This window comes from Streptomyces sp. NPDC088762 (assembly GCF_044750905.1).
Taxonomy (GTDB): Bacteria; Actinomycetota; Actinomycetes; order Streptomycetales; family Streptomycetaceae; genus Streptomyces.
This window is the reverse complement of record NZ_JBIVKT010000001.1, coordinates 590711-613817: the sequence shown is the minus strand read 5'-3', so window position 1 is coordinate 613817 and position 23107 is coordinate 590711. Positions and strand designations below refer to the sequence as shown.

Sequence of the window (23107 nt, the reverse complement as noted above, 5' to 3'; positions counted from 1 at the left end):
ACACCATGACCGTGACCCAGGACGTGGCCCAGGACGTGGCCCAGGCCACCATCCCCGACCTCGCCACCCTCGACCTCACCGACCCGCAGACCTTCCTGGACGTCGACCCGCACGCCATGTGGCGCCGGTTCCGTGCCGAGAGCCCGGTGCACTGGCACCCCGCGGGACCGCGCACCCCCGGCTTCTGGGTGGTCTCCACGTACGCCGACGCCGTGGCCGTCTACCGGGACAACAAGCGCTTCACCTCCGAGAAGGGCAACGTCCTCACCACCCTGCTGCAGGGCGAGGACTCCGCCTCCCGCAAGATGCTCGCCGTCACCGACGGCGCCCGGCACCGCGAGATCCGCAACGTGATGCTCAAGTCGTTCGCGCCGCGCGTCCTGGAGCCGGTCGTCGCCGGGGTCCACGCCCACACCCGCGACCTGCTCGGCCGGGCGATCGCGGCGGACCGGGTGGACTTCGTCGCCGACGTGGTCGACCACATACCGATCCAGACCATGGGCGACCTGCTCGACATCCCGCACGCCGACCGCCCGCGGCTGGTGGCGTGGAACACCCGGACCCTGGCGCAACACGGCTCGGGGGACGACGAGTTCGAGTCGATCATGGCCCGCAACGAGATCATCATGTACATGGGCGAGCTGGCAGCCGAGCGGCGCCGGAACCCGGGTGAGGACGTCCTGAGCGTCCTGGCGGCGGCGACCGTCGACGGCAAGCCGCTCACCGAGGACGAGATCGTCCTCAACGCCTACAGCCTGATCCTCGGCGGCGACGAGTCCACCCGGACCTCCCTCATCGGCGGGCTGATCGCCCTCGCCGAGCACCCGGAGCAGTGGCGCCGGCTCACGTCCGGCGAGGTGTCGGCGGACGCGGCGACCGAGGAGATCCTGCGCTGGACGACCCCGGCGATGCACTTCGGACGCCGTGCGCTGGTCGACGTACCACTCCGGGACAAGATCATCAGGGCGGGCGACATCGTCACCCTCTGGAACACCTCGGCCAACTTCGACGAGCAGGCCTTCACCGGCCCGGAGCTCTTCGACGCCGGGCGCAGCCCCAACAAGCACGTGGTGTTCGGCCACGGACCGCACTTCTGCCTCGGCGCGTTCCTGGGCCGGGTGCACGTGAAGGCCATGGTGGAAGCCGTGCGCGACATGGTCGACGACATCACCCTGCTGGGCCCGCCCCAGCGCCTCTACTCCAACTTCGTCCGCGCCTACAGCGCCCTGCCCGTCGCCTTCACCGCCCGGGCGGCGGCGCAGGAGGCACCGGCGCCCGCGACACCGAGCCAGACCGGCAAGGAGACCCACTGACATGCGACACGAGACCCGCACGGCCGGCGGCACCACCCTGGCCGTCCTGTACGCCGACACCCAGTCCCCCGAGGTCCGCGCCCGGGCCGAGGAGCTCCTGGCGGAGCACGGCGCCGTCCTCGTACGCGGCCTCGGACTGACCGACGCGGACGCCTTCCACGCCGCCGTGACCCTGTTCGGCGACTCCCTCATCGACAGCTACCGCGGCGGCAACACCCCCCGCGCGGCCGTCTCCGAGGGGGTGTTCACCTCGACCGAGTACCCGGCCCGGTTCGACATCTCCCTGCACAACGAGATGTCGTACGCCCAGGCCTGGCCCGCCCGGCTGTTCTTCGGCTGCCTGATCGCCCCCGAGACGGGCGGCGCCACCCCGGTCTGCGACGGCGGCGCGCTGCTGGCCTCCCTGCCGGCGGACGTACGGGAGCGGTTCGCGTCCGGGGTGGTCTACCGGCAGCACCTGCACGGCGGCTTCGGACTCGGCAAGTCCTGGCAGGCCACCTTCGAGACCGAGGACAAGGCGGTGGTCGAGCGGTTCCTCGAGGACTCGGCGGCCGCGTACGAATGGACCGCCGACGGCGGCCTGCGGGTCGCCCAGCACCGCCCCGGTGTCCGGCACAACCCGCGGACGGGCGCCGACACCTGGTTCAACCAGGCCGACCAGTGGCACCCCTCCAACCTGCCGGACGACGAGGCCGAGACCCTGCTGTCGCTCATCGACGACGTGAACGAGCTCCCGCACTGGATCACCTACGGCGACGGCACCCCGCTGTCCGACGACGACCTGGCCCACGTGCGCAAGGCCCAGCGGGAGAACAAGCTCGTGGAGCCGTGGCAGGTCGGCGACATCATGATCGTGGACAACATGTCCGTGCTGCACGGCCGCGAGGCGTACACCGGGGACCGGAAGATCGTCGTCTCCATGACCTGATGCCCGGCCGGTTCGGCGGAAGGGGCCCGGCACGCGGTACGCCGGGCCCCTTCCGGTCCCTCCGGAACATTCACCGCACCCTTAAGGACGTGGCCGTCCGCCGGCCCCCCTCCTAGGGTCCGACCCGACGGCGCACGTGGTGCCCGCGGTGCCCGGCGGTGCCCGGGCGAGAAATGGACGGATTGCATGAACGCGCTCGACGACATCATCGGAGGCGTGCGGGCCGGCCTGGCCGAGCGGCGGCGCCGGATCCCGGAGTGCGAGCTGCGCGACCTCGCCTCTGAGGTCCGGCCGGTCCCGGACTGCGCCGAGTTGCTGCGCGGCACGGACGGGCTGAAGGTGATCGCGGAGGTCAAGAGGGCCAGCCCCGCCCGCGGCCGGCTCTCGGAGATCGAGGACCCGGCGGCGCTGGCGGCCGCCTACGAGGCGGGCGGCGCGGCGGCGGTCAGCGTGCTGACGGAGGAGCTCCGGTTCGACGGGTCGCTGGCGGACCTGGAGTCCGTACGGGCCCGGGTGTCGGTGCCGCTGCTGCGCAAGGACTTCGTCGTCGACCCCTACCAGGTGTGGGAGGCGCGGGCCCACGGCGCGAGCCTGGTGCTGCTGATCGTCGCCGCGCTCGAACAGCCCCTGCTGGCCGACCTGGTGGCGCAGGCCGCGGAGATCGGCCTGACCCCGCTGGTGGAGGTGCACGACCCGGGCGAGGCCCGCCGGGCGCTGGACGCCGGGGCCTGGGTGATCGGGGTCAACGCGCGCAACCTGAAGACCCTCGAGATGGACAAGGGGGCCTTCGCCCGGATCGCGCCGGACATCCCGGAGAACATCGTGCGGATCGCCGCGTCCGGAGTGCGCGGCCCGCGCTGCGCGGTCGAGTACGCGGAACTGGGCGCCGACGCGATCCTCGTGGGCGAGGCCCTCGTCACCAGCGGCCACCACCGGGAGGCAGTGGCCGCGCTGGTGGCGGCGGGCCGCCGGGTCAACGCACCGCGGCCGCAAGGCGTCCGGGGGTTCCCGCGGCTGCCCGGTTCCCCCGGCAGCGCTTTCCCGTGACGGCCGCCCAGTGCTCCAGCACGGCGGCCGCCGCACCGGAGTCCACCGCCTCGGCGGCCCGCGCCACCCCGTCGGCCAGCCGCGCGGCGACCGGCCGGGCGTCGGGGGACAGGGCCGCCAGCCCGGCCGCCGCCGACAGCAGCACCGCGTCGCGGACCGGCCCCCGGGCACCGGCCAGCACCTCGCGGGCCACCCGTGCGTTGTGGACCCGGTCGCCGCCGCGCAGCGCGTCGGCGGGCGCGTAGGGGATCCCGATCTCCCGCGGGTCGAAGGTCTCCGCCCGCACACCGGAGCCGGTGGCCGTCCACACGGTGGAGGTGGTGGTGACCGTCAGTTCGTCCATCCCGTCGTCACCGCGGAAGACCAGCGCGGACACCCCCCGCCGGTCCAGCACCTCGGCGATCAGCGGCGCGAGCCGTGCGTCGGCGACCCCCACCGCCTGGGCGGCCGGATCGGCCGGATTGGTCAGCGGGCCCAGGGCGTTGAAGACCGTACGGATGCCCAGCTCACGGCGGGGTCCGGCGGCGTGGCGCATGGCCGGGTGGAACACCGGGGCGAAACAGAAGGTGATGCCGGTCTCCACCGCGACCTCCGCGACCTGCGCCGGGGGCAGGTCCAGGGACACCCCGAGCTCCTCCAGGACGTCGGCCGAACCGCAGGCGGACGAGGCGGACCGGTTCCCGTGCTTGACGACCCGGGCACCGGCTCCCGCGGCCACCACCGCGGACATGGTGGAGACGTTCACGCTGTGCGAGCCGTCGCCGCCCGTGCCGACGATGTCGAGGGCGGGACCGGGCACCGACAGCGGCACCGCGTGCCGGCGCATCCCGCGCACCAGCCCCTCCACCTCCTGCGCGGTCTCCCCCTTGGCCCGCAGGGCCGTCATCAGCGCGGCGAGCCGGACCGGCCCGGCCTCGCCGGACATCACCCGGTCCATCGCCCACTCGGTCTCCCGCGCGGAGAGGTCCCGGCGGTCCAGCAAGGCGTCCAGCAATTGCGGCCAGGCAGTCACGAATATCTCCTCGAGCGGGATGAAGAGCAACGGGAAACGGTCCACCCAGTGTGGGAAATGCACGGGCCGCTTTCCAGACCACTGCCGGGAGCCGCGCACAGTCCAATTCGGAAGACACCGAAGGAGAAATCCAGTGGCTCTGCACGCCGCGGTCACACTCGTCAGGGAATCCGAAATTCCGCTGACGTCGCAGATCCAGCGGTTCATCAAGAAGGAGGTGACCGAGGGAATCCTGCACCCGGGCACCCGGCTGCCCTCCAGCCGCCGGCTCGCCGACGACCTCGGGGTCTCCCGCAGCGTGGTGGTGGAGGCGTACGGACAGCTGATCGCCGAGGGCTACCTGGAGGCCGTGCAGGGCGCCGGCACCCAGGTCGTGCGCCACCTGGAGCCCGCCGCACCCGCACCGCCCGTGGCCTCTCTGCTGGACGACGGGCACACCGGCCGCCGGGACCCCGCCGTCCGCTGGGACCTGCGCCCCGGCGGCGGGAACGTCCCCGACTTCCCCCGCCGGGAATGGCTCGCCTCCTACCAGCGGGCCCTGAACTCCGCCGACCCGTCCGCCCTCGACTACCCGCCGCTCGCCGGGGACCCGCGGCTGCGCCTCGAACTCGCCCGTTTCCTGGGCCGGATGTGCGGGGTGCGCACCACGCCCGCACACGTCATGGTGACCGCGGGGTTCGCCCAGTCGCTGGGCCTGCTGACCGCCGTCCTCCCGCAGCGGGGGATCACCGCCCTCGCCATCGAGAACCCCGGCCACCCCGGCCAGCGCCGCTTCGTCCAGGAGAGCGGCCTGCGGACCGTACCGCTGCCGGTGGACGGGGAGGGCCTCGACGTCGGCGCGCTCGCCGCCTCCGGCGCCCGGGCCGTCCTGGTCACCCCCGCGCACCAGTTCCCCACCGGCGCCACCCTGTCCGCACGGCGTCGCGAGGCGCTGGTGCGGTGGGCGCACGAGGTGGACGGCCTGATCATCGAGGACGACTACGACCTCGGCCTCTGGTACGAGCGGGGGGCCGGCCGGCCGCTGGCGCTCCAGCGGCTCGCTCCCGACCACGTGGTGTACGCGGGGACCGCCAGCAAGTCGATGGCCCCGGGGCTGCGCCTCGGATGGCTGGCCGCCCCCGCCCCGCTGCTGGACCGGCTCCAGCGGGTCCGGGCCCGCCAGGACCTCGGCACCGACGTGCTCACCCAGCTGGCGTTCGCCGAGTTCCTGCGCGGCGGCGCCCACGACCGACACCTGCGGCGGCTCGCCGTCCTGTGCCGCGCCCGCCACGACGCCCTGCGGGAGGCCGTGCACCGGCACCTGCCGGGCGCCGCCGTGACGGGGCGGGCCGCCGGACTGCACGCCTACGTGACGCTGCCCCGGCACACCGACGAGTCGGCTCTGGTGGCCGGGGCCCTGCGCCGCTCCGTGCTGGTCAGCGGGGCGGCCTCCCACTACGCGCGGCCCGGCGAAGGGGCGCCCGCCCTCGTGGTCGGGCACGCCCATCTGCCGAGGTCCGGGGCGCAGCAGGCGGTCCGGGAGCTGGCGGCGGCGCTCAGGAGGACGTGAGCGCGCCGGCCCGCATCGCCAGGAAGTTCTCCATCATGGCCAGCCCGCCGGTGGTCATGATGGATTCCGGGTGGAACTGCACCCCCTCCACCGGCAGGGTGCGGTGGCGCAGCCCCATCACGTAGCCGTGGTCGGCGGCCAGTGCCGTGGTGACCAGGGGCTCCGGCAGCGGGTCGGCGACCAGCAGCGAGTGGTAGCGGGTGGCCTCCAGGGTGTTGCCCAGCCCCGCGAACAGGCCCCGGCCGTCGTGCCGGACGGTGCTGGTCCGCCCGTGCATCACCTGTCCGGCGACCTCGATCCGGCCGCCGTAGGCCAGCCCGATGGCCTGGTGGCCCAGGCACACCCCGAGCAGCGGGACCCGGCCCGCGAACTCGTGCACCAGCTCCACGTGCCCGGACTCCGCCGGGTGCCCGGGGCCCGGCCCGAGCACCACCGCGTCGGGCTCCAGCCCGGCCAGCTGCTCCGGGGTGCGGGTCCGCGACCGGACCACCTCGGTGTCCGCCCCCAGCACCTTCAGGTACTGGTCGATGATGTGGACGAAACTGTCGTACGCGTCGATCAGCAGCACCTTCACGGCAGCAGCTCCTCACCGGTGAGCGCCCAGTAGGCGGCCCCCATCTTGGCCAGCGTCTCCTGCCACTCGGACTCCGGCTCGGACTGGGCCACCATGCCCGCCGAGCTCTGCGTGGAGTACGTGTGGCCGTCGTACTCGATCGTGCGGATGCACAGCGCGAGCTCGCTCCACCCGCGCACGTCGACCAGGCCGACCGCGCCGGCGTAGGCGCCGCGGCGCTCCCGTTCCAGGCCGTCGATGATCTCCATGGCGCGTACCTTGGGCGCCCCCGACATGGTCCCGGCCGGGAAGGTGGCCCGGACCGCGTCCCAGACGCCGACCCCCGGGGCCAGCCGCCCGGAGACGCTGGAGACCAGGTGGAACACGTGGGAGTAGGTCTCCACCTCCATCAGCCGGTCCACCGGCTGGGTGCTGGGCAGGGAGACCCGGCCGATGTCGTTGCGGCACAGGTCGACCAGCATGATGTGCTCGGCCTGCTCCTTGACGCTCTCGCGCATCTCCTTGACGCGCCGCCGGTTGACCTCCTCGTCCGGGCCCCGGCGGGCGGTCCCGGCGATCGGGCGCATCACGATCCCGCCGCCCTCGATCCGGAAGAACAGCTCCGGACTGGCCCCGATCAGGGTCCGGCCGGCCTGCGGCACCAGGTACATGTACGGGGACGGGTTGCGGCCGCGCAGCCGGCGGTAGACCTCGACCGGTGTCAGGTCGGTCTCGACGTCGACGCGGTGGCCGATCTGGATCTGGTAGACGTCGCCGACGCCGATGTGCTCCAGGCAGCGCGCCGCCCAGCCCAGGAACGTCTCCCGGTCGACGCTGTCGCGCACCGAGCGCGGAGCGGGCGCCTGCGGAACGGCTCCCGCGGCCGTCGCCGCCCCCCGGCCGGCCGGGAAGCCCGGCAGGTGGCGCGGTTCCGGCAGCCCGGGCAGGCCGGCGAAGGCCGGGCTGTCGGCGCGCAGCCGGCGCACCCGGCCGTCCGTGACGTCGTACCAGACGGTGTCGCGGAACAGGGTGAGCGCGATGTCGGGGCGTCCGCCGTCCCCTCCGGTCCGCTCCGGCAGCTCCTCCATGTGCCAGGCCGATTCGTACGCCAGCGAGGTCAGGAACCCGAAGGCGTACCCGTCCCCGGGAAGCTCGGTGGTCACCGAGAACAGCCCCTGGGCCCGGGCGAGCGCGTCCCAGACCTGCTCGGAACGGGTGAAGCGGAAGACGTACGGGCCGTCGGGCAGCGGATGGAACGCGACCGGGCAGCCGGCGGCCGGGCCGTCCGTGACCAGGCCGGCCGCCTCGACCGCGCCCGCCAGCCCGCGCTTCAGCTCCGGCGTGGCGCCGTCCACCTCGACCCGGTCCGCGTGGACCCGGATCTCGGCGAGCCGCCCGAAGCCGACGACCGCGGAGCGGCGGTCCGCGGGGGCGCCCTCCAGGCTCTCGAAGAGGAACACCTCCTCGGCCGGGAGCACGGCGCGCAGCGCCCCGTACAGGTCCAGCGGGGCGTGCGGCGCCATCTCTTCGGCGACGACCCGCACCGCGACCCCCGCACCGCCCCCGTCAAGTGAAACGCCCATATCCCACAAGGTGAACTCCCGAGGTCATTAGACTTTCCGTCGGAAATGAGTGAAGCAACTTTTTCCGCACGGCCGCCAGACCAATTCCGGAGCCGCGATGCGGTCCATTTCCAAAATGCTTGACCATTCCTCGGACCCAATGGGTAACTGAAGCCATGGAAGAAACCGAGAACAGTGCGTCCTGGCGGAATTTCCCGGCCGCCCAGCAACCCGACTGGCCCGATCCCGGCGCCCTGCGCGCCGTCACGGACCACCTGGCCGCCGCGCCGCCGCTGGTCTTCGGCGCCGAGTGCGACCAGCTGCGCCTGCGGATGGCGGCGGTGGCCCGCGGCGAGGCCATCCTGCTCCAGGGCGGCGACTGCGCCGAGACCTTCGCCCAGGTCACCACCGACTCCATCCGCGGCAAGCTGAAGACCCTGCTCCAGATGGCCGTCGTGCTCTCCCACGCCACCGCGCTGCCGGTGGTCAAGGTGGGGCGGATGGCGGGCCAGTACGCCAAGCCCCGCTCCAGCCCCCACGAGGAGCGCGGGGGCGTGACCCTGCCCTCCTACCGCGGCGACGCCGTCAACGGCCTGGAGTTCACCGCCGCTTCGCGCGTCCCCGACCCGCAGCGGCTGCGAACCATGTACGAGGCCTCGGCCCGCACCCTGAACCTGGTCCGCGCCCTGACCACCGGTGGCTTCGCCGACCTGCACCAGGTGCACGCCTGGAACCGGGGCTTCGTCGCCGGCTCCGACACCGGCGAGCGCTACGAGGCCCTGGCCGACGAGATCGACCGCACGCTGGCCTTCATGCGCGCGTGCGGCGTGGACACCCGCGAACTGGGCACCGCCGAGTTCTTCGTCGGCCACGAGGGGCTGCTCCTCGACTACGAGGCCGCCCTCACCCGCACCGAACCGGACACCGGCCGCACCTACGCCGCCAGCGGACACCTGCTGTGGATCGGCGAACGGACCCGCGATCTGGACGGCGCCCACGTGGAGTTCTTCTCACGCATCGACAACCCGATCGCCGTGAAGCTCGGGCCGGCCACGACCGCCGACACCGTCCTCGCCCTCCTCGACCGCCTCGACCCGGACCGCGAGCCCGGACGGCTGACCTTCGTCGTGCGGGCGGGCGCCGACCGGATCCGCGACGTGCTGCCCACCCTGGTGGAGAAGGTCGCCGCCGAGGGCGCGCTGCCCTGCTGGGTCAGCGACCCCATGCACGGCAACACCGTCACCGCACCCAGCGGACACAAGACCCGCTCCTTCGACACCGTCCTAGACGAGGTGCGGGGATTCGTCGAGGTCCACCGGTCGCTGGGCACCCACCCCGGCGGCATCCACGTCGAGCTGACCGGCGACGACGTCACCGAATGCACGGGAGGCGGCAACACTGTCCGGCCCGAGGACCTGCCGCACCGCTACGAGACGGCCTGTGACCCCCGCCTCAACCACACCCAGTCCCTCGACCTGGCCTTCCGGCTCGCGGAGATGTACCGCGAGCGCGGGCCGGTCATCCCCGGGGGACCCGGAGCGCCTCTTCGATGATCCCGAACGGCGGCTGCCCGGCGAGGTAGAAGTGCTCGCCGGGCACGATCAGCGCCCGCGACGGCCCCCGGGTCGACTCCCGCCACGCGGCGCTCTGCCCGATGCCCACCCGGGGGTCCGACTCCCCGACGATGGCGGTGACCGGGCAGTCCAGCGGCGGCCGCGGTCCGCCCTCGTAGGCCGCGAGCATCCTGAAGTCCGCCCCGATGTACGGCATCACCAGGTCCACGAAGGCCTTGTTCTCCAGCAACTCCGGATCGGTGCCGCCCAGTTCCACCAGGGTCCGGCCGATCGACTCCGCGTCCCACGCGGCCGCGGCCACCGGGTCCCCCGCCATCAGGTGCGGCGCCCGGGCCCCCGAGGCGAACAGGTGCCCCACGCCCGAGCCGGCCTCCTCCAGCGCCCGGACCACCTCGTACGCGACGATCGCGCCCATGCTGTGCCCGAAGAACGCGGCCGGCCGGTCGTCCCCCGACGCCAGCAGCTCGGCGGCTATCTCCCGTGCCATCGGCACCAGTTGCTCCGCGCAGTCCTCCGAGAACCGCTCCGCGCGCCCCGGGTAGCAGACCGCGTGGACCTCGTACGCGTCGAGCCCCCTGGCCCATGCCCGGAAGAAGTAGGGCGACCCGCCCGCGTGCGGGAAGCACACCACCCGCTGCGCCGCGAACGGCCGCGCCTCGACCACCTGTGTCCACACCATCTCCGCCACCCCTGCCCCCGCGGCCGAACCACGGTGTCCGCACGTCCTTGACGGCGCGATGGTCCTGCCTCGCACTGACGGCGCGCTGACGTACCGCAGGTCCCGCTGTCAGTGCCCCGTCAGAGTCCTTCAGCACAGTGGCAGCAGTCCGCGACGCCGACCTCTGCCCCGGGAGATTCCATGACGGTGACCTCCGCCTTCCCCTCGATAGCCGAAGCGACGATGATGCCGCGCATCATCCGGCTCGGTCCGAACCTGTACGGCGCGGCCTTCACCCTGATGAAACTGCTCCCGGCCCACCACATCCTCAAGCAGGCGGAGGAACGCGGCGAGCTGGGCCCCGACACGGTGATCGTCGAGACCACCTCGGGCACCTTCGGGCTCGCCCTGGCCATGCAGGCCGCCCTGATGCGCCGCAAGCTGATCCTGGTCAGCGACCCCGCGATCGACGCCAACCTCTACCGCCGGCTGACCGACCTCGGCGCCCGCGTGGAGATCTGCCATGAACCGGCGGAGGTCGGCGGCTTCCAGGAGGCCCGGCTGCGCCGGCTCGCCGAGATCCGCGCCGAACTGCCGGACTCCTTCTGCCCCGAGCAGTACGCCAACCCGGGCAACCCGGGCGCCTACCGCCTGGTCGCCGAGCAGCTCTCCCGGACCCTCGGCACCGTCGACGCCCTGATCGGCCCGGTCGGCTCCGGCGGCTCCATGTGCGGCACCGTACGCGCCCTGCGCGAACGCACCCCGCACACCGAGGCCATCGGCGTCGACAGCCACCACAGCGTCCTCTTCGGCCAGCCCGACGGCCCGCGCGAGCTGCGCGGGCTCGGCAACAGCCTGTGGCCCGCCAACCTCGACCACCGGGTCTTCGACGAGGTGCACTGGCTCACCGCCGGCGAGGCCTACGCCTCCACCCGCGCCCTGCACGCCCGCCACGCCCTCTTCCAGGGGCCGACCAGCGGCGCCGCCTACCTCGTCGCCCGCTGGTGGGCCGAGCGGAACCCGGACCGCACCGGTGTCGTGATGCTCCCGGACGAGGGCTACCGCTACCAGGCCACCGTCTACGACGACAGCTGGCTCGAGGCCAACGGCCACCCCCTGCGCGAGCGGCCCGCCGCCCCCGTCCCGGCGACCGGCCCCGACACGGCCGACGACCGCTGGACCCGCTTCGCCTGGGACCGCAGGGCCTACGAGGAGGTCCCCGGCACCGTGTCCCGGCCCGCCCCGGCGCCCGCCGGCGCCGCCGCCGCCCCGGCGGGGGTGGGCGCGTGAGCGGGGACACCGGCACGGGCCGCCTCGAACAGGGCCTGGGCGCCCGCACCCGCCGCGTCGTGTACGGCGAGCCGGGCCCCGAGACCGTCCGCCGCGAGCTGGAGGCCACCAGCACCGTCGATCTCGCCCACGTGGTCATGCTCCGCGAGAGCGGCCTGCTGCCGGGGCCCGCCGCGGCGGCCCTCCTGGACCGGATCCGGCGGCTGCGGGCCGACGGCTTCGCCGGACTGACCGGCCGGCCGGCCCCGCGCGGCCTGTACCTCATGTACGAGGGCTACCTCGTCGAGCAGCTCGGCGCCGACGTCGGCGGCAAGGTGCACACCGCCCGGTCCCGCAACGACATCAAGGCCACCGTCACCGCGATGCGGCTGCGCACCGAACTCGCCGACCTGCTGGGCGAGATGCTGCGCCTGCAGGCCGGGCTGCTCTCCCGGGCCCGCCGGCACCAGGACGCCGTGATGCCCGTCTACACCCACTTCCAGCCCGCCATGCCGATCAGCTACGGCTACTACCTCGCCGGCATCGCCACCGCCCTCGACCGCGACATCGCCGCCCTCCGCGGCACCCTCGACGACCTCGACCGCTGCCCCCTGGGCGCGGGCGCCGTCGCCGGCACCGATCTGCCGATCGACACCGCGCGGACCGCCGGCCTGCTCGGCTTCCGCGGGCCGACCCTGCACGCCGTCGACGCGGTGGCGGCCCGCGACACCCTGCTGCGCGCCCTGGCCGTGGTGGCGTCGGCGGCGGTCACGCTGAGCCGGCTGGCCACCGACCTCCAGCTGTGGAGCACCCAGGAGTTCGGGTTCGTGGAGTTCCCGGAACGGCTGGTCGGAGGCAGCTCCGCGATGCCGCAGAAGCGCAACGCCTTCCTGCTGGAACACGTCAAGGCCAAGGCGGCCTGGGCGGTGGGCGCCTGGACCGCCTCGGCCTCCGCGGCCAAGTCCACGCCGTTCACCAACTCCATCGAGGTCGGTACCGAGGCCGTCGCCGTGGCCTGGCCCGCGCTGACCGCCGTACGGGAGTCCGTGCTGCTGGCCCAGGTCCTGGTCTCCGGAGCCCGCCCGGTCACGCACCGGATGGAACAGCGGGCCCGCGAGGGATTCACCACCGCCACCGTGATCGCCAACCGGCTGGTCGGCGAGGGCGTGCCGTTCCGGACCGCGCACCACGTGGTGGGCCGGGCCGTACGGGACGCCATCGCCTCCGGCGAGCACGAACTCACCAAGATCGAGACCCCGGAGGGGGTGACCGACCTCGGGGGCGCACTGCCCTCGCTCGCCGAGGTCGTCGCCGGCCTGAACCGGGGCGGCGGCCCGGGCGAGAGCGCCGCGGTCGTCACGACCCTGCGGGACCGGCTCGCCGGACACGGCGACCGGCTGACGGACCACCGGGCGCAGCTGCGCGACGCCGCGCGGCGCCTGGACACCGAGGTGGACTCCGTCGTGGCACGCTACGGAACGGGAGTGACCCGATGACCGAGGACGGCGCCGTGTTCGCCTTCCTGGAGAGCAACACCACCGGAACCGGGCGGGACTTCTGCGCCGCCGCCCGCGCCCGGGGGATGCGGCCCGTCCTGCTGAGCCGGGACCCCGGCCGCTACCCGTACGCCGCTGCGGACGGCATCGACACGGTGGTGCTGGACACCTCCGACCCGCAGGCCGTTCTGGAGGCCTGCAGCCGGCTCGCACCGGCGGCCATCGCCTCCAGCTCCGAGTACTTCGTCGCCCTGGCGGCCCGTATGGCGGCCAAGCTGGGGCTTCCGGGGCCGGACGGCGACGCGGTCGCCCGCTGCCGGTCCAAGGACACCCAGCGGGCCGTGCACGCGGCCGCCGGGGTGCCGGTGCCGGAGTTCGCGGCGGTCACCGGGGCCGGCGAGGCCGCCGAGGCCGCCGCCCGGATCGGTTTCCCCGTCGTCCTCAAGCCCGTCAGCGGCTCCGGCTCGGCCGGGGTCCGGCTGTGCGCGGACCGGGAGCAGGCCCGTGCGTGGGCGGACCGGCTGCTGGCCGAGGGCTCGGCCACCGTGCTGGTGGAAGCGGCCGTGCACGGTCCCGAGTTCTCGGTGGAGACCTTCGACGGGGCCGTGGTGGCGGTGGTGGCCAAGCACGTCGGTCCGGAGCCGTACTTCGTCGAGACCGGGCACGACGTCCCCGCCCCCGTCCCCGCCGCCACCGCCGCGCTGCTCGGAGCCACCGCCGTGCGGGCGGTGTCCGCGCTGGGCCTCGGCTACGGAGCGGTCCACACCGAGCTGCGGCTGGGCCCCGACGGCCCCGTGGTCATCGAGGTCAACCCGCGCCTGGCCGGCGGCATGATCCCGGTCGCCGTCCGGGCCGCGACCGGGGTGGACCTGGTCGACGCCGTGATCGCCCGGGCCGCCGGACAGCCGCCCGCCGAGCCGGGACCCGCGGCCGGCCACGCCGCCGTCCGCTTCGTCCAGGTGGGCGCGGAGGGCCGGGTCACGGCCGTCGCGGGCCTGGCCGACGCGGCCGCCGCGCCGGGGGTGGCCGCCGCGGCCGCCACGACCGCGGTCGGCCGCGAGGTGCGGGTGACGCACTCCTTCCAGGACCGCCTGGCCTGCGTGGTCGCCGCCGGCCCCGACCCCGCCACCGCGGCCCGCCGGGCCTCGGCAGCCACCGCCCTGATCGACATCACCGTGGAGGAGACCCCCCGATGAAAGGCGCCCCGCCGTCCCCCTCCCGCCCGCGGCCCCCCCACACAACCGCCGGAGCCGACACCACACCACCCGCCCCCACCCCAGCCCCCACGACCGGAACCGGGACCACCCCACCCACGGCCCCTGACCCGACAACCCCACCCGGCCCCACAACCACCCGCCCGCCGGCCCCGGCACCCACCGCGACCACCCCATCCCCGGCCCCCGGCCCGGCAACCCCGCCCGGCCTCGCGGCCGACCGCCCGGCGGCCCCGGCGGTGCCGGCACCCGGCCGCGCTTCTGCCCGCCGCCCCGCACCCGTGGCCGCCGGCACGGCCGGAGAGGCTCCGGCCGCCCCCGGCGGCACCCGGCTGCCCCGCTGGGCCGGCGCCACCGGCGCCACCGGCGCCGCGGAGGACGGGACGTACGAGGTGCCGGTCCCGGCCGGCCTGGCGGCGGATGCCGTGCGGACCGCCGCCGCGCTCGGCCTCCCCCCGGCCGCACTGCTCGCCGCCGCCCACGCCCGGGTCCTCGCCACCGTCGCCGCCGAACGGGAGATCCGGACCGGCCTCGCCGACGGGCCCGGCGTCCGCGAGCTCCGGCTCTCCGTGGTCCCGGCCGGCTGGGCGGAGCTCGCCGGCGCCGCCGCGGCCGCCCTCGGCGCGGCCGCCCCCGCCGCCCCCGGCGCCCCGCCCGAGGTGGTCTTCGACCCGGCCGGGGACGCCCCCGCCGCGCTCGGCCCGGGCGAGGTGCTCCGCGTCTCCTGGAGCGCCACCGGCCCGCAGCCGCGGCTGCGGCTGCGCCACGACCCCCGCGCCCTGGACGCCTCGTACGCGCAGCGCCTCGCCGGCTACCACCTCACCGCCCTGCGCCTGCTCACCGAGGACCCGTACGCCCGCCACGACCGGCAGGGCCTCCTGTCCCCCCGCGAGATCGAGACCCAGCTCTACGGCCTCGCCGGCCCCCGGACCGAGCTGCCCGACGCCGTCCTCACCGACCTCTTCGAGGCGCGCGCCCGCCGCCATCCCGACGCCGTCGCCGCCCGGCACGGCAGCCGGGCGTGGACCTACGGCCGCCTCGACGCACACGCCAACCGCGTCGCGCACGCGCTGCTCGCCGCCGGGTCCGCGCCGGGAGACGTCGTCGCCGTCGTCATGGACCGCTCCCTCGACTGGATCGCCGCCGCGCTCGGCGTCCTCAAGGCGGGCGCGGTCTACCTCCCCATGGGCCCCGAGCTGCCCGTGGACCGGATCACCGCCCAGCTCGCGGCCGCCCAAGCCGCCTTCGTCCTCGCCGACGCCGACGCACTCGGCCTCGCGGACAAGGCCGCCGACGGCACACCGGCTCCCGCGACCGTGCTGTCCGTACCGGAGCTCCTCGCCGCGGACCTGCCGGACGGCCCGCCCGGCGTCCGCGTACGCCCCGGCGACGCGGCGTACGTCTACTTCACCTCCGGCTCCACCGGCGACCCCAAGGGCGCCCTCTGCGAGCACGCCGGCCTGCTCAACCACCTCCTGGCGAAGATCGCCGACATGGGGATGGCCCACGGCGGGGACACCGGCAGCGGCGAGGTCGTCGCCCAGACCGCCCCGCAGAGCTTCGACATCTCCCTCTGGCAGTTCGCCGCACCGCTCCTGACCGGCGGCGCCACCCGCATCGTGTCGACCGACGTCCTGCTCGACGTGGACGGCTTCCTCGACGAGATCACCGAAGGACGCGTCACCGTCGCCCAGACCGTCCCCGCCTACCTCGAAGTACTCGTCCGGCACCTGGAGCGCCGCCCCCGCGCCCTGGGCGACCTGCGCACCGTGTCGGTCACGGGCGAGGTGCTCGCCCCCGCCCTGGTCCGCCGCTGGTTCGCGCTCTGCCCGGGGATCACCCTGGTCAACGCCTACGGCGCGACGGAGGTCTGCGACGACACGATGCACGAGGTGCTCGACCGGGCGCCCGAGCCCGGCCGTCCCGTCCCCCTGGGCCGCTCCCTGCCCAACGTCAACACGTACGTCCTCGACGAGAACCTCGCCCTGGTGCCGCTCGGCTCGGCGGGCGAGATCGCCTTCTCCGGTGTCTGCGTCGGCCGCGGCTACGTCAACGACGAGGAGCGCACCCAGCAGGTCTTCGTGGCCGACCCGTTCCGCTCCGGCACCCGGATGTACCGCACCGGCGACTTCGGCCGCTGGCTGCCGGACGGCCGGATGGAGTACCTGGGCCGGCACGACGAACAGGTCAAGATCCGCGGTTTCCGCATCGAACTCGGCGAGATCGAGCACCAGCTCCTCGCCGTCGCCGGCATCGGCGAGGCGGCGGTCGTCATCGTCGGCGACGCCGGCGTCCAACGGCACCTCGTGGCCTTCTTCACCGCCGGTCCCGACGGCCCCTCCGTCGAGCAGGCCCGCGGCCACCTGGCCGCCGTACTGCCCGACTACATGGTGCCCAGCTACCTGCACCCCCTGCGCCGGCTGCCCCGCACGGCCAACGGCAAGGCCGACAAGAAGGCACTGGCCGAGCTGGCGAGCACCCTCGGCCACGGCGGCGACGGCCACACCGGCCCGGCCACCGCCACCGAACGGCGGCTGGCGATGCTGTGGGCCGAGGTCCTCGGGGTACCGCTGGAGCGGATCGGCCGCCACGACGACTTCTTCGCCCTGGGCGCCAGTTCGCTCGCCGCGGTCCGGGTCGTCGTACGGCTCGACCGCGCCCTGTCCGTGAAGGAACTGGTCGCCCACCCGGTGCTGACCGACCTGGCGGCCCTCCTCGACGGCCGCCGGCGCGGCGAACCCCGCGACACGGCGCCCCCGCTGCTGCACCCGCTGCTCGCGGTCCGCAACCCCCACCACACCCTGGTGTGCCTGCCCTATGCGGGCGGCAGCGCCCTGAACTTCCGTGCGCTGGCCGCCGAGTTGGAGGGCGAGGGCATCGCGGTCCTCGGGGCCGAACTGCCCGGTCACGACTTCGCGGCCGAGGACGAGCCGCTCGAGGACGTGGCGGCCGTCGCCGCACGGGCCCGCGACGAGATCCTCGCCCGGGTCGACACCCCCGTACTGCTCTGGGGCCACTGCTCCGGGGCGGCCGCGGCGCTGGAGACGGCCCGGCTGCTCCAGGAGGCCGGCCGGCCCGCCGAGCGGGTCTTCCTCGGCGGGCAGCTGCTGCCCTCCGAGGACGCGCTGCGGGCCGAGCTGGCCGACGTGGCCCTCGCTCCCCCGCAGGCGCTCCTGGACCGGCTGCGCGCCGACCACGCGTACGTCGAACTGGACGCCTTCGCCCCCGAGCGGGCCGCGGCCGTCGACCGCGCCTACCGGCACGACGTGACCACCGCCGGCCGGCACCTGCTGCGGATCCTCGACGACCCGGCGGCGCACCGGATCGACGCCCCCGTGGAGGTGGTGGTGGCCCGCGACGACGCCTGGACGCCCGCCGCGCACGAGGCGTACCGGGCCTGGCGGGCGGTCTCCGACCGCGTCACGCTGCACCAACTCGAAGAGGGCGGGCACTACTTCACCGGCACCCGGGCCGCGGAGACCGCCGACGTGGTGAGGAGGACCACCGCATGACCACGACCCAGACGGCCGCACCGGTCAGCCCGGCGGCCGTCCCCGCCACCGGATACCGAAAGCTCGCCGCCAGCGGGGTCAGCACGGCCTTCGGCACCTTCGGCGAACTGCTCCAGGGCGTCCTGCCGGAGGAGGACGGCAACTTCCTCGTGACGCTGCCGGTGGCCCGCTGGTCCATGGTCCGGTTCGAGATCCGCCCGGAGGAACCGGAGCTGACGGTGTGGCCGCCGCACAAGAAGAAGGCGCTGCGGCTGACCTCCATGATCCTGGAGGACGAGGGACTGCCGGCCGCCGGCCTGCTGCGGATCGACACCACCCTGCCCGAGGGCAAGGGCCTGGCCAGCTCCTCGGCCGACCTGGTGGCGACCGCGCGGGCGGTCGCCAACGCGCTCGGCATCCCGATGCCACCGCGCCGCATCGAGCGCTACCTGGCCAGGATCGAGCCCACGGACGGGGTGCTCTATCCGTCGGTGGTGGCCTTCCACCACCGCAGCGTCCGCCTCCGCGCCGAGCTGGGCTCCCTGCCGTCGATGGCCGTGGTCGGCGTCGACGAGGGCGGTGCGGTGGACACCGTCGCCTTCAACAACATCCCCAAGCCGTTCACGGACGCGGACAAGCGCGAGTACGCACGGCTGCTGGACCGGGTCACCGGCGCGGTGGCCGCCCGCGACCTGCCGGAGGTGGGCAGGGTGGCCACGGCGAGCGCCCGGATGAACCAGGTGCTGCGCCACAAGTGGTCCCTGGAGCCGATGACCGCCATCTGCGAGGAGGTCGGCGGTCTCGGCGTGGTGGTCGGCCACAGCGGCACCACGCTCGGCATCCTGATGGACACCGACGCGCCGGACTGCCCCGCCCGGCTGGCCGTGGCGGCCCAGCTCTGCCAGGAACTCGTGGGCAACGTGACGGTCTACCGGACCCTCAGCTTCCACTGATCCGGCACCGGGCGGCACCCTGCGCGGCCGCCCCCGTGACCAGCGCCCGGGCCATCCCCCTGCCCCGGCGCTTCCCCGGCCCCCGGGACGAGCCGTTACGCTCGTCCCGGGGGCCGCCGTACGTGCGCCGGCGCCGCGCGCGATCGCCGCCGCCCGCTTCCGCTTCGGGCCGCGCCCGTTGTCCACCGGTCGGTGGACAACGAGTTCAACCGGTCGAGCCTGTCGCCGGCACACCTGCTCCGACCAGCATGTATGTCATGACGAACCCCACTGTGCGCATGGCTCGATGGAGCGCCCGCAACCCCTGGAAGGCCATCACCGGATGGCTCCTCTTCGTCGTCCTCTGCCTGGGGGCGGGGATCGCGATCGGCTCCAACCCCGCAGCCAGCGAGGACTTCCGGATCGGCGAGGCCGGCCGGGCCGAGGCCATCGCCGCCGAGGGCGGCCTCCAGCAGAAGCCCACGGAGCGGGTGCTGATCCACGCCAAGCCCGGCGCCGCCGCCTTCGACCGGCCCCTGGCCGAGGCCGCCGCCCGGGACATCGGCGCCCGGATGGCCGCCCTCCCCGAAGTCGCCGCGGTGGGGGACCCGGTACCGGCCACCGACGGCTCCGCGCTCCGCGTGGACGTCACCATGAAGGGCGCCGAGTTCGACGCCAAGAAGCACGTGGACGCGCTCCTCGCGCAGACCGCCGCCGTCCAGGACGCCTACCCGGGGCTGTGGGTGGAGGAGGTCGGCTCCCCCTCGATCAGCAAGGGCGTCGACGGGCTCCGCAGCGACGACCTGTCCCGCACCGAGGTCATCGCCCTCCCCGTCACCCTGCTCACCCTGCTGGTGGTCTTCAGCTCCATCGCCATGGCCATCGTCCCGCTGCTGCTGGCCCTCTCCTCGATCATCGCCGCCGTCGGCCTGTCGATGCTCGCCTCGCACGTCTTCCCGGACGCCGGCGTCGGCACCAACGTCATCCTGCTGATCGGCCTGGCCGTGGGCGTGGACTACACGCTCTTCTACCTCAAGCGGGAACGCGAGGAGCGGGCACGGGCCGGCGGCCGCCTCACCCCGCAGGCCGTCGTCGAACTGGCCGCCGCCACCTCCGGCCGCGCGGTCGTGGTCTCCGGGCTGGCCGTCGCCATCTCCAGCGCCACCCTGTTCCTCGCCGACGACGTGATCTTCTCCTCCATCGCCACCGGCGCCATCGTCGTCACCTTGGTCGCCGTCCTCAGCTCGCTGACCGTGCTCCCCGCCCTGCTGGCCAAGCTCGGCGAGCGCGCCGACCGCCGCCGCGCCCGCAAGGAGGCCCGCGCCGCCCTCAAGGGCCGCACCCTGCGCGTCAGGCAGCCGAAGACCGGCACCGGCAGGATCACCGCCGCCGTGCTGCGCCCCGTGACCCGGCGCCCCGTCGCCACCCTGGCCGTCGCCACCCTCGCGATGGTCGCCCTCGCCCTGCCGGTACTGAACCTGAACCTCACCGAAATGGGCCGCGACACCCACTCCCGCTCCATCGGCGCCATGCAGACCTACGACCGGGCGATGGCCGCCTACCCCGAGCTCAACTCCATGCACCAGGTCCTCGTGAAGGCCGACGCCGACCGCCGCGACGAGGTGGCCGCCGCGCTCACCCGGCTCGCCGACCGCGCCACCGCCGAGGACCCCGCGCTCAGCGGCCGGCCCTTCCTGCGCACCTCCTCCGACGGCCGGATCACCATGCTGGAGATGGCCGTCGCCCACCCCGTCGGCAGCACCGAGGCCCACACCTCCCTGAACAACCTCCGTACGGAGCTCATCCCCGCCACCCTCGGCGGACTCACCGGCACCGAGACCGCCGTCACCGGCGACGTCGCCCGCAACGCCGACTACCCCGCCCACCAGAAGCAGAAGCTCCCGCTGATCATCGGCGCGCTGCTGCTCGTCACCTTCGCGATGACCGTGTGGGCCTTCCGCTCGATCGTCCTCGGCCTGATCGGGATCGTCCTCAACCTGCTGTCGGCCTTCGCCTCGCTGGGCCTGCTGGTCCTCGTCTTCCAGAACGAGTGGGCCGAGCAGCTCCTCGCCTTCGACTCCACCGGCTCCATCGGAGCCCGGGTGCCGCTCTTCCTCTTCGTGATCCTCTTCGGGCTCTCCATGGACTACCAGGTCTTCGTGATCAGCCGGATCCGCGAGGCCGCCATGAACGGCACCCCCACCCGGCAGGCCGTCCTCGACGGCATCGGCAGCTCCGCCGGCGTGGTCACCAGCGCCGCCGTGGTCATGGTCACCGTCTTCGCCAGCTTCGCCGCGCTGCACCTGATCGAGATGAAGCAGATCGGCTTCGCCCTCGCGGCGGCCGTCCTGCTCGACGCCTTCGTGATCCGCATCCTGATCCTCCCCTCCCTGATGCTCCTGCTCGGCGAGTGGAACTGGTGGCCGTCGCGCGGAATGCGCCAGGTGCGGACCACGGCTTCAACGGAACGTCAGCCGGCGAACGTAGGCTGACCGCATGAGCCAACGGCCGCAACCCACCGACCGGTTGACCGTCCAGAAGTTCCACGGCTGGTACACCGCGGCCTGGGTGCTCCTCGGCCTGTTCCCCTCCGTCATCGGGGTGGAGAACGACTCGGGAGCACCCAAGTGGGCCGCCCTGGCCCTCCTGGCGGTCCTCGCCTCCTGCTACACGGCCGTACGGCGGTTCCCGGACAATCCCGTCCTGCGGCCCCAGGCGTACCTGGCCCTGCTCGCCCTCGGGCTGGGGGCCATGGGAGGCCTCCCGGGCGGCGGCGCCGCCCTGTTCATCGTCGCCCTCCCGCAGTTCTGGCTCTTCGCCACCGGTGTCCGCGCCTCGATCGTCCTCAGCGGCGCGGCCGCGGCGGCCACCATCGTCGGCAGCACCCTGCGCAGCGCCGAGTCCCTCACCGGGAACGTCGTCTTCGTCCTCCTCGGATACGCCGCCTCCATCCTGACCGGCCTGCTGATCCACCGGCTCGTGGCGGACGGCGACGCCCGCGCCGGCCTGCTGGGCGCCGAACTGGAGACCGCCCAGGCCCGGCTCGCCGAGGCACACCGGCAGCAGGGCGCGGCGGACGAGCGCGAGCGGATGGCCCGCGAGATCCACGACACCCTCGCCCAGGGCTTCGCCTCCATCATCGTGCTGGCCGAGGCGGCCCGCTCGACCCTCGCCTCCGACCCCGAGCGCACCGCGCAGCAGCTGGTCTCCATCGAGCAGACCGCCCGCGAGAACTTCGCCGAGGCCCGGGTGCTGGTGGGCTCCGCCCCGCAGAGCGGCCTGGCCCCCGGCTCGGTCGCGGTCACCCTGCGGCGGACCCTGGACCGGTTCACCCAGGACACCGGCCTGACCGTCGAGGCGGACCTGCCGGCGGACGTCTCGTGCGACCAGCAGACCCGCATCGCCCTGCTGCGCTGCACCCAGGAGTCGCTGGCCAACGTGCGCAAGCACGCCGCCGCCACCACGGTCGGCGTGGTCCTCACCCAGCACCCGCACGCGATCGAGCTGGAGATCACCGACGACGGGAACGGCTTCGTCGTCGCGGAGTCCCGCGGCTTCGGTCTCGACGGCATGCGCAAGCGGCTCGCCGAACTCGACGGCGAGCTCACGGTCACCAGTTCACCCGGGGACGGCACCCGCATCCTCGCCACGATCCACACGAACGGACAGCTCTGAGATGACGACGAGCCCCCATGACGGCACGGCCGCCCCGGACGGCACCGGCATCGACGGCCGGATCCGGATCATCGTGGTGGACGACCACACGGTGATGCGCGCCGGCGTCGTCGCCCTGCTCGCCCCGGAGCCGTCCATCGCCATCGTCGGCGAGGCCGACAACGGGCAGCAGGCCGTCGCGCTGGTCGCCTCCCTGCGGCCCGACGTGGCCCTCGTCGACCTGCGGATGCCGGTCATGGACGGGGTCGCGGCCACCGCCGAGATCGCGGCCGGCCCGGCACCGACCCGCGTCCTCATCCTCACCACGTACGACACCGACGAGGAGATCGAGCGGGCCGTCGAAGCCGGCGCCGTCGGCTACCTGCTGAAGGACACCACCCGCGAACAGCTCGTGGCCGCCATCCGCTCGGCGGCGCGCGGCGAGACCGTGCTGGCCCCGCGGGTCGCGGAGCGGCTCGTGGCCAAGATGCGCCGGCCGGCCCCGGTGGCGCTGACCGCCCGCGAGCTGGACGTGCTCAGCGCCGTCGCGGACGGTCTGTCGAACGCGGACATCGGCAAGCGCCTCGTCATCGCCGAGGCCACCGTCAAGACGCACCTGCTGCGGGTCTTCGCCAAGCTCGACGTGAGCGACCGCACCCACGCCGTGGTGACCGCCATGGAACGGGGCCTGCTGGTCCGCCCGGAACGCGATTGAACGGAACCGGCTCGGCCGAAGCGACACGCATCACACCCCCGCCTCTCCCCGCGACCCACTTATGCCGAGACCGAAAAGGGACCAGAGGTGCGGAAAGCCGAATCGGCCGCCACCGCTTGCGCGGTGACGACCGATTCGTC

17 protein-coding genes are annotated in these 23107 nt (G+C 74.2%); 13 read left to right on the top strand and 4 right to left on the bottom strand.

Features of this window, described 5'->3' with window-relative positions; genetic code table 11:
• Positions 1–5 precede the first annotated feature (5 nt).
• The 3 genes from ACIP5M_RS02850 to trpC all read left to right on the top strand — a co-directional run bounded on the left by ACIP5M_RS02850 (position 6) and on the right by trpC (position 3288).
• Positions 6–1313 carry a cytochrome P450 gene (locus ACIP5M_RS02850; RefSeq protein WP_401191091.1) on the top strand — a complete coding sequence of 436 codons (1308 nt, stop codon included), beginning with the start codon at positions 6–8 and terminating at the stop codon, positions 1311–1313.
• Position 1314: 1 nt separating this feature from the next.
• Positions 1315–2241 (top strand): TauD/TfdA family dioxygenase, encoded by a 927-nt coding sequence (locus tag ACIP5M_RS02845; protein ID WP_401191089.1) that lies wholly within the window; start codon positions 1315–1317, stop codon positions 2239–2241.
• A gap of 186 nt (positions 2242–2427) precedes the next feature.
• Positions 2428–3288 (top strand): indole-3-glycerol phosphate synthase TrpC, encoded by an 861-nt coding sequence (gene trpC, locus ACIP5M_RS02840; RefSeq protein ID WP_401191087.1) that lies wholly within the window; start codon positions 2428–2430, stop codon positions 3286–3288.
• Here the strand turns inward: trpC and trpD are convergent.
• Positions 3215–4300, bottom strand: coding sequence for an anthranilate phosphoribosyltransferase (gene trpD / locus ACIP5M_RS02835; protein WP_401191085.1), 1086 nt, complete (start codon positions 4298–4300; stop codon positions 3215–3217). The genes trpC and trpD overlap by 74 nt on opposite strands.
• Before the next feature lie 133 nt (positions 4301–4433).
• Between trpD and ACIP5M_RS02830 the strand changes: the two genes are divergently transcribed.
• Positions 4434–5849, top strand: a complete 1416-nt coding sequence (locus ACIP5M_RS02830) for a PLP-dependent aminotransferase family protein (RefSeq protein ID WP_401191083.1) — start codon at positions 4434–4436, stop codon at positions 5847–5849.
• On the opposite strand, the gene ACIP5M_RS02825 is transcribed toward ACIP5M_RS02830, so the two are convergent.
• The gene (locus ACIP5M_RS02825) at positions 5836–6423 is read right to left on the bottom strand and encodes an anthranilate synthase component II (RefSeq protein ID WP_401191082.1); all 588 of its coding nucleotides are present in this window, start codon (positions 6421–6423) and stop codon (positions 5836–5838) included. The genes ACIP5M_RS02830 and ACIP5M_RS02825 overlap by 14 nt on opposite strands.
• On the bottom strand, positions 6420–7985 hold the full coding sequence (locus ACIP5M_RS02820; protein ID WP_401191081.1) for an anthranilate synthase component I family protein: 1566 nt from the start codon (positions 7983–7985) through the stop codon (positions 6420–6422). The genes ACIP5M_RS02825 and ACIP5M_RS02820 overlap by 4 nt, the downstream gene beginning before the upstream one ends.
• A gap of 155 nt (positions 7986–8140) precedes the next feature.
• Here ACIP5M_RS02820 and ACIP5M_RS02815 point away from each other — a divergent pair, with 155 nt between their 5' ends.
• Complete coding sequence (locus ACIP5M_RS02815; protein WP_401191079.1) at positions 8141–9517, top strand: class II 3-deoxy-7-phosphoheptulonate synthase; 1377 nt, start codon at positions 8141–8143, stop codon at positions 9515–9517.
• Here ACIP5M_RS02815 and ACIP5M_RS02810 read toward each other — a convergent pair.
• The gene (locus tag ACIP5M_RS02810) at positions 9483–10217 is read right to left on the bottom strand and encodes a thioesterase II family protein (protein ID WP_401191077.1); all 735 of its coding nucleotides are present in this window, start codon (positions 10215–10217) and stop codon (positions 9483–9485) included. The genes ACIP5M_RS02815 and ACIP5M_RS02810 overlap by 35 nt on opposite strands.
• 180 nt (positions 10218–10397) lie before the next feature.
• Between ACIP5M_RS02810 and ACIP5M_RS02805 the strand changes: the two genes are divergently transcribed.
• From ACIP5M_RS02805 to ACIP5M_RS02770, 8 genes are all read left to right on the top strand, one after another.
• The gene (locus ACIP5M_RS02805) at positions 10398–11486 is read left to right on the top strand and encodes a cysteine synthase family protein (protein ID WP_401191075.1); all 1089 of its coding nucleotides are present in this window, start codon (positions 10398–10400) and stop codon (positions 11484–11486) included.
• Complete coding sequence (gene argH, locus ACIP5M_RS02800) at positions 11483–12961, top strand: argininosuccinate lyase (RefSeq protein WP_401191073.1); 1479 nt, start codon at positions 11483–11485, stop codon at positions 12959–12961. Before ACIP5M_RS02805 ends, argH begins: the two co-directional genes overlap by 4 nt.
• Positions 12958–14157 (top strand): ATP-grasp domain-containing protein, encoded by a 1200-nt coding sequence (locus tag ACIP5M_RS02795; RefSeq protein WP_401191071.1) that lies wholly within the window; start codon positions 12958–12960, stop codon positions 14155–14157. The genes argH and ACIP5M_RS02795 overlap by 4 nt, the downstream gene beginning before the upstream one ends.
• A 299-nt stretch (positions 14158–14456) precedes the next feature.
• On the top strand, positions 14457–17687 hold the full coding sequence (locus tag ACIP5M_RS02790; protein ID WP_401191069.1) for an amino acid adenylation domain-containing protein: 3231 nt from the start codon (positions 14457–14459) through the stop codon (positions 17685–17687).
• The gene (locus tag ACIP5M_RS02785; protein ID WP_401191068.1) at positions 17684–18619 is read left to right on the top strand and encodes a kinase; all 936 of its coding nucleotides are present in this window, start codon (positions 17684–17686) and stop codon (positions 18617–18619) included. The genes ACIP5M_RS02790 and ACIP5M_RS02785 overlap by 4 nt, the downstream gene beginning before the upstream one ends.
• Positions 18620–18876: 257 nt before the next feature.
• Positions 18877–21090 (top strand): MMPL family transporter, encoded by a 2214-nt coding sequence (locus ACIP5M_RS02780; RefSeq protein WP_401191066.1) that lies wholly within the window; start codon positions 18877–18879, stop codon positions 21088–21090.
• Positions 21091–21094: 4 nt separating this feature from the next.
• Positions 21095–22273, top strand: coding sequence for a sensor histidine kinase (locus ACIP5M_RS02775; RefSeq protein WP_401191064.1), 1179 nt, complete (start codon positions 21095–21097; stop codon positions 22271–22273).
• Position 22274: 1 nt separating this feature from the next.
• Positions 22275–22967 (top strand): response regulator, encoded by a 693-nt coding sequence (locus ACIP5M_RS02770; protein ID WP_401191062.1) that lies wholly within the window; start codon positions 22275–22277, stop codon positions 22965–22967.
• The last annotated feature ends 140 nt before the right edge of the window (positions 22968–23107 follow it).